The sequence below is a fragment of the Candidatus Bathycorpusculum sp. genome, assembly GCF_009778815.1.
Lineage (GTDB): Archaea > Thermoproteota > Bathyarchaeia > Bathyarchaeales > Bathycorpusculaceae > Bathycorpusculum > Bathycorpusculum hydrogenotrophicum.
In genome coordinates this window covers 1-7,559 of the sequence record NZ_WRFL01000092.1, presented here as the reverse complement: position 1 = coordinate 7,559, position 7,559 = coordinate 1, and the positions used below count along the sequence as shown (strand labels likewise).

The following is a 7,559-nucleotide window of genomic DNA, read 5'->3' as shown; positions in this document are numbered from 1 at the left end:
CCGAATTTCTGCTCAAATAAATATTCTCCAGTTTTTTCCTTGGTATACCCCATAATATTCACAAACACACTACAGAAACTATAATATTTAAGTATTCTTATTGTATACATAAGCTCCCAATAGTTCCTCTTCGTTTAATTGTATCAAGATGCCTGTAGTTATAAGAACTAATCCGCGTTTAGGACTAGGACCCGAAGCTGCGGCGTTGGGAACCATGGTATTAGACACTACAATTTTAGGCATGGGAAAACTGAATCGATCAGCGATGTTTTTAACAAGGCTATAAACGTTAACTTTTTTGGCTTTGAGATTTTGTAGCTCACAGGGGACCCCGTGTTTTAAGAAAATCTTTTGTGCGGATTCCGCGTCAACTTCGCCTTGTTTGGCAATTATTTCATCATAGATTTCTTTTTTAATGGCTAAGAGTTTTTCCCGCGGATAGGTTTTTTTAAAGTCCGCCATCTCGCCTACTGGCAAGTAAACCTCCAATAGATGAATAATCGGATTGGCTTCGGTGATGGTCCATTCTGCACTACGGGCAATAAAGCGGTTCGAGTAGAACACAAAGATAAACTGGATCCCAATTAATATCAGCGGAGCCACCCAAAACGCACTGGGAAACGCTGTTGCTATAGTAATAAATATAAACATTCCAAAAACAATGAAAATCACAAAAAAAAGTAGCTGAGTTTCCAAAAAGAGCCGGTTGAAGGATTTTTCAGGTTTAGTATAGGCTTCCGGAACAATTTTTTCTCCTTCCCGCCAGGCAAAACCTATGGTGGCGCTTCGGGCGTTCTGTGAGAAAGCCTGCATCGCTATTAGGATGTCTTGTTTGGTTTCCTCTACAATTGATTTGGGAACTGCAGAATTAAGCGGTGTGATTTTTAATTCAAAGGGGGTGCCGCTTTTAACTTCCACATCAAGCTGGGGATTATTTTGTTGATCAATAGAGGTGTAGGTTAATTTTTCTCCTTTTATGGTGGGTTCACGTTTGATGTTTATGAAGCGCTGATTCTGAGGTACCAAGTACTGTGTGTAGATGAAATCAAAGAGTTTCTCATAGTAGCTGGGCGGAACCTCTGGAGTTATTCGGTATGTAAAAAACAAAAAAGGAGACGGCATCATTTCTAGCTGTCAAACCACAGTTATTCACTGTGTCGCCGTTTTATATCCTTATTTGGGACATGAGCATAAGCCGCTTAGGGAGAGACATACATAACCTGGGGTGGTTCTTAGCATAGGGGATAGCGTTTATTAATCTCGGGATTCATTATTAAATTCGGAGATACCGCGAGATAGGCGACTTTGTAGCATCAAATAAACGGCCCGTTTGATGATGCAGAGACATATTGGGCGGATATAAGCTCAAAGAGATCATGAGCTGATTGTATAATTCAGGATGGATGTGTTACTTTGGCATCATTAAAAAAAACAATACTCGTTGTTGATGACGACAAATCTATATTGCGAACCTTTACCCGTATTTTACAAAAAAGCGGTTATGAAATCGACACCGCAGAAACAGGCCAAGAAGCCATAGAGAAAACCCAAACACGCAGTTACGATTTAGCGCTTGTAGACATCAGATTACCCGACATAGACGGCACTGATTTACTGGCAAAACTCAAAAAACCCCTGCAGCACACCGTTAAAATCATGATCACAGGATTCCCCTCACTAGAAACCGGCGTTAAAGCCCTTGATGAAGGAGCCGATGCCTACCTGGTTAAACCCGTGAAACCTCAGGAACTGCTTATTCTACTCGAAGAAAAACTAAAGAGCCGAGAAGAAGCCGCAGGAATCAGCTACTAACCAATTATCGTAACTACAGCTAGTTGACTATTTACGACTGCGGCTTCAATCACAAAAACCCTTTACAGTTTGGTTGTGTGGGTTGTTGTGGGCAGGGGTAAAAAATGGGTAATTCGCAAATAGTTACGTCTTAGTACTCTTAACATATTGTAGGCGCCTGTGTGCTGTATTTGTTTGACGCAACAACTTGGTTTTCTGGTTAAAGCTGAAAGCCTCCATAGATGAAATCCTCGCATTTGGAAGTAACACATATATCCAATAACTTGCGCTGTTTGTTCCCACGTCAACTTTGCTGGGCATAACTATGGATTTAACGCAGAAAATCCAACAACTCAAAAAAGAAAAAAAAGCCATCATACTGGCTCATAACTATCAGCGTCCCGAAGTGCAAGATATAGCCGATTACATCGGTGACAGCATCGAGCTGAGCCGTAAAGCTATGACCGAAACCGACGCCGAGCTCATTGTATTTTCAGCAGTAGATTTCATGGCTGAATCCGCCGCAATTCTAAACCCTGCCAAAAAAGTTTTGCTGCCTTGCACAGGGGCAAGATGTCCTATGGCTCAGATGCTTACAGTTGATGAAATAAAACGTGCCAAAACAAAGTATCCCACTGCCCCGGTTGTACTCTATGTTAATACCCTAGCGGCCTGTAAAGCAGAAGCAGATATCTGCTGTACCAGCGCTAATGCTGTCGAAGTTGTAAACTCACTTGACGCCGATACAATCCTATTTGGACCCGACAAAAACCTCGCTGAGTATGTCGCAGAAAAAACCGGAAAAACTCTAATCCCTATCCCCGCTAACGGTTTTTGTCCTACACATTTGCTGTTTCAGCCTGAGGATATTCAAGTTCTCAAGATGCAACATCCAGACGCCGAAGTAATGGTTCATCCCGAATGCACAAAAGAGATGCGACAGGTAGCTGACTTTATTGGGAGCACCTCAAAAATCTGCAAACACGCAAAAGAATCCAGCACACAAAAAATCATCATAGGCACAGAGAACGGTATATTACACCGGCTCCAAAAAGAAAATCCCACAAAAACCTTCTATCTTGCCTACGACGGTGCCATATGTCCTAACATGAAAATAACCACCCTTGAGCGAATATACCAATCACTCAAAGAAGAAAAACACATAGTCAAAGTCCCTCAAGCAGTCGCAAAGAAAGCTCAAGTGGCCCTAGAGCGTATGTTTGAGATCAAGTCTTAAACGGTTACTATCATGGATTTGAGGATTTTTACGCCTCTTCGTGTTGTTAGCTCATCGCTTAGATGGCGTATTTCAGAGCTTTTACCCTTTACCGCAATAACTTCCAAACAATCATGTGCCCCTAGATGAATATGCATCGTTGATGAGATGAGGTCTTGATGGTGATGTTGTGAATTTGTTAAATCACTCTCCAAACCCCGTGTGTCATGATCATAAACCATCAATATGACTCCGGTTTGATTAGCGTTTTCGTTTTGTAGCCACTTGCGTTCTGAAACATAGAGCCGCACAGCATCCTGAATGGCCTTGCTTCGGCTCTCATAACCCATCTTTTCAGTTATAGCATCAAAATCCTCTAAGAGATCAGGAGGAAACGTTACCCCAACACGGACAATCTTGGACATCAAAGTCACCTCTAAGAGTTAGAGCTCTTCCCCTAAAAGCTTTTAGACAATCCAGCTAAAACTTTATTCTCCGACGAAGTCTTTTCACAAAAAACGGCATCACTACCGCAAGAACAGTTACAATTTCAACCTTACCAATAACCATCGAGGCCATAATCAACCACTTATATCCAAGCGGCATAGCTCCCGATACCGCCCCCATAGTTGCTCCTGTTGTTGAAAGTGCTGATCCAACTTCAAAAAGCGCCTGCTCAAAAGAAACCCCAATTGTAGAGAACAACAATGTAAACACAAAAAGAACCACCACAAAAAATAAAATCGCTGATGCCGCTGGAAACATCTCTGTGAGTTCTGATTTGATGGCTGTTTTCTTTTGCCTAGCCAACTTGCTAAACGGTATTGTGACTATCTGCTTAACCGAGGTCCCTATCTTTAGCAGACGAGAAACTTTTATGCCTCCCGCCATAGAAAACGCACAACCCCCAATGGCCATCAAAACTACAAGCAACAACAAAGCATTGGAGCTAAAAGCAGATAGATTTAGATAATAAATTCCCTGGGTAGATGCCAAACTTACCACATGGAACAAAGAATCAAAAAACCCAATGTCGGCAATAAAAAACAAAACAACACTAGCCGTTACCATGATGCCTATAAACAAAATAATTTCGGATGACAATATTTTCTTAAATTTACCTGATAAGAGTTGATAGTTAAAAGAAAAATTGACCGCCCCCAAAAACATCAACAAAACAATTAAAATTTGAGGCGCCGCAAAAAGATACTGCTGAAACGTCAACGTATTAGGAGAAAAACCACCCGTGAGCGTATCTATGACAAAGGTACCTGTAGCCACAACATTGGTGTAACCCAAAATATAGAAAATCCCAGTAAAAACCAAAATATAGATCCCATAGATTGCCAGTACCATAAAAAACATACGTTTCAAATTTCTGCCCAAATTCTCGATCCCCAAAACCCCACCCAACTTGGGCAATGCACGTCTAGACTGGAAAAACGCCAAAATCAAAAACACCACACCCACACCCCCCATAACCTCAGTTAAACTCCGATAGACAAGTAACGATTTTGGCAAAACATCGGGGTTTGATATGAAACTAAACCCGGTGGTTGTAAAACCTGACACACTCTCAAAACAACTGTTTGTAAAACGATCCAAAACAGTTGCACTAGCAAAGGGATCTAAGTAGAGATAAGGTATAGTTCCAATGAGCGGTAAAATAATAAATGCCAAAAGTAGCAAGGTGCTGGCCGATTTTACGGTTAAGTCTTTGCGTTCACAGAGTGCATTTAAGAAAAATCCTCCACCTAAAAACGCCAAAGCAGTTAAAAAAAGCGCAATGAGCGGCACAGTTTCGTTAAAGATAAACCCGGTTATAATTGGTATAATAGTTAACAGGCCGGCGGTTTGGAGCAGAAAGCCCAAGTTAGCGATTATGCGCTGATTCATCGACACTGAAATGTCTGCTTAGGGTTTAAGCCTTACGACATCCTATTAAACTTAGATTTTTTTAGTGACCGTTGATTGTTATTACAATTTTTATGCAAATGCAAACTTTAGCTCCTTATATGTTATCAAATGGTGCGTAATTAAAAAATTACAATGCTGACAAGCCCTACATAACATCAATCAACTTGACGATAGGGATTCATCGAGCTGTTTTTTAAGTTATGATGTTTATCTAAGTCAAAAGAGCTTGGCTGTTAAAATGAGGCCGAATATGATCATAGAAGAATTCACAATCAAAGATGCCAAGGTTACTTTGCGAACACCTTCTATGGATGATTTGATAAACCTTACAATGCTTATCAATTCGCTTGTTAGTGAAAAAGCCCAAATCGCATTTACCCAAAAAGTAACGCTAGAAAGTGAACGTGAATGGCTCACCCATCATATTGCGTCTTTGGAGCAGAACAAGAGTATTTCAATCATTGCAGAGATTAACAACGAGTTGATTGCGTCTTCAGATATGCAGATCCAACCTGATGGTGAAATGGGCATTATTGGAATAATTGTCAAGAAAAATTTTAGAAATATAGGTATTGGAACACATATGCTCAAGGTAGTTATAGCGCAAGCCAACCAAAGAGGGATCAAACGTTTGAGGCTACATGTTTTGGCAACAAATAATACCGCTATACACACATATGTTGCGCTTGGTTTTATCGAAACGCAACGAATAGCCAACCAACATTTCAGAGACAACCGCTACATTGACGAAATCATCATGGAAAGAACCATCTAATCACTTCTCCATCTGCTTTGGCATCTAAAATCGTTAGGCTGTTGACTATTATTTTGGGGTGCTTCTTTTGGCTAAGCTTTGATGTGGTATACCCTCAAGTTACCTGCCGTATTTAGGTATAATAAACTGTTGCCGGTAATCGCCGCTTAGTTATTTGAACCGCTATGTTTCAAGGAACCAAATGATTCCTCTGTATAATTCAATTTTTTGTTGCGGAACATACCTATTTATTAACATTAACCGTTGACATAGTGTAGTTTATTTGGGGCACATAGCATGAAAGCATTCATCGTACAGTTTCCCTTCGGCGTAGCGGCCTTTGATGACAAAAACCAGCTGGTTGAAAAAGCGCTGTTTCCAAAAAAAGCGCAAACAGCGGCTAAGAGTCTTCTCCGTACCGAACAGGGTAAACTCTCAGACCAAACCACATCTCTTATTACACTTCTAACCAACATCGGGTATGATGTCTTTATTTTTTCAAACGGTAATCTTGCAGAGGAAACTCAGCGTCGTCTTAAAGTCACCGTTGAAGTAGCCAAACCGGCTGAAGCTGCAGTTCTAAGTGGCCGTATGGCCGACATCGCTGTCGAATCAGGGTTTGTTACAAACCAACAAGAACTTGACAGCTGGAACCGCGATGTCAGCATGGAACTTAGCAAACTTCGCATCAAAGGCGCCACGGGTAAACGTGACCTTATTGTTGCACAAGGCATTCAAACTCTAGATAGTCTTGATCAAACAGTTAACCTCTTTATGGGCAGACTCAGGGAATGGTATGGCATCTATTTTCCCGAACTTGATCGCCTAGTTGAGAAACATGAAACCTACTCGCGCCTTGTTATGAACTTGGGTAGCAAAGAAAGCTTTAGCATCGAAAATCTAGAAGCTGAAGGTATTCCCAAAGACCGTACGCAACTTATCAACAAAGCCGCTGACTCATCTATGGGTGCAGATATTTCCGATCGTGACTTAGAGCAGGTGCAGGCTTTAGCTAAAGACGTTTTAGCCTTCTACACCCTGCGCAAAAACATGGATGAATACGTCGATAGAGCCATGGAAGAAATGGCACCCAACGTACGTGCGGTTGCTGGCGCACTCTTGGGGGCACGTATGATCTCAATCGCGGGCAGTCTTCAAAACCTCGCTATGCGTCCTGCAAGCACCATTCAAGTATTGGGAGCTGAAAAAGCGCTCTTTAGAAGCCTCAAAACCGGTGCCCGTCCACCCAAACACGGCCTAATCTTTCAGCACACTATGCTTCACGATGCTAAGCGTTGGCAACGTGGAAAGATTGCCAGAGTCATCGCAGGTAAACTCGCCATAGCCGCTCGAGCAGATGCATTTGGTGAAGGCCACTACATTGGTGATACGCTAAAAGAAGATATCAACAAACGCGTAGAGGAAATCAGAGAGAAATACAAAGAGCCTCCACCACCAAAGGAACCCAAACCTAAAGAAAAACGCGAAAGCTTTGAACGCAGAGAACGCAACTTTGGTTATCGTGAAGGCGGTAACCGCAGAGAAGGTGGACAACGCTTCCAGCGTCGTGAATCCTTCCGTGACAGTGGTGATCGTGGCGATGGTGCGCCTCGTTTCCAGCGTCGTGACCCCTTCAGTGAAGGCGAAGACCGCAGAGAAAGCGGATTTAGCTATCGCGAAGATGGTGATCGTGGCGATGGTGCGCCTCGTTTCCAGCGTCGTGAGTCCTCTCATGAAGATGGTGAGCGTTCGTCATCTCAGGATCGTCCTCGTCGTGAGGGTGGTGATCGTGGCGATGGTGCGCCTCGTTTCCAGCGTCGTGAGTCCTCTCATGAAGATGGTGAGCGTTCGTCATCTCAGGATCGTCCTCGTCGTGAGGGT

At 42.5% G+C, this 7,559-nt stretch carries 7 protein-coding genes; 4 read left to right on the top strand and 3 right to left on the bottom strand.

Going from position 1 to position 7,559, the window contains the following annotated elements:
• Nucleotides 1-87: 87 nt before the first annotated feature.
• Nucleotides 88-1,125 (bottom strand): hypothetical protein, encoded by a 1,038-nt coding sequence (locus FWF39_RS11495; RefSeq protein WP_343383581.1) that lies wholly within the window; start codon nt 1,123-1,125, stop codon nt 88-90.
• 288 nt (nt 1,126-1,413) lie between these two features.
• Here FWF39_RS11495 and FWF39_RS11490 point away from each other — a divergent pair, with 288 nt between their 5' ends.
• Nucleotides 1,414-1,812, top strand: a complete 399-nt coding sequence (locus FWF39_RS11490; RefSeq protein WP_343383580.1) for a response regulator — start codon at nt 1,414-1,416, stop codon at nt 1,810-1,812.
• A gap of 304 nt (nt 1,813-2,116) precedes the next feature.
• Nucleotides 2,117-3,028 (top strand): quinolinate synthase NadA, encoded by a 912-nt coding sequence (nadA, locus tag FWF39_RS11485; RefSeq protein WP_343383579.1) that lies wholly within the window; start codon nt 2,117-2,119, stop codon nt 3,026-3,028.
• On the opposite strand, the gene nikR is transcribed toward nadA, so the two are convergent.
• Nucleotides 3,025-3,432, bottom strand: coding sequence for a nickel-responsive transcriptional regulator NikR (nikR, locus tag FWF39_RS11480; protein ID WP_343383578.1), 408 nt, complete (start codon nt 3,430-3,432; stop codon nt 3,025-3,027). The genes nadA and nikR overlap by 4 nt on opposite strands.
• A 55-nt stretch (nt 3,433-3,487) precedes the next feature.
• Nucleotides 3,488-4,903: a potassium transporter TrkG gene (locus FWF39_RS11475; protein ID WP_343383577.1), complete on the bottom strand. Its 1,416-nt coding sequence runs from the start codon at nt 4,901-4,903 to the stop codon at nt 3,488-3,490.
• 259 nt (nt 4,904-5,162) lie between these two features.
• On the opposite strand from FWF39_RS11475, the gene FWF39_RS11470 reads away from it, so the two are divergent.
• Together FWF39_RS11470 and FWF39_RS11465 are read left to right on the top strand one after the other, a co-directional pair.
• Nucleotides 5,163-5,699 carry a GNAT family N-acetyltransferase gene (locus tag FWF39_RS11470; RefSeq protein ID WP_343383576.1) on the top strand — a complete coding sequence of 179 codons (537 nt, stop codon included), beginning with the start codon at nt 5,163-5,165 and terminating at the stop codon, nt 5,697-5,699.
• Between the two features lie 276 nt (nt 5,700-5,975).
• On the top strand, nt 5,976-7,559 hold a 1,584-nt coding region (locus FWF39_RS11465; RefSeq protein WP_343383575.1), incomplete at its 3' end, for a hypothetical protein.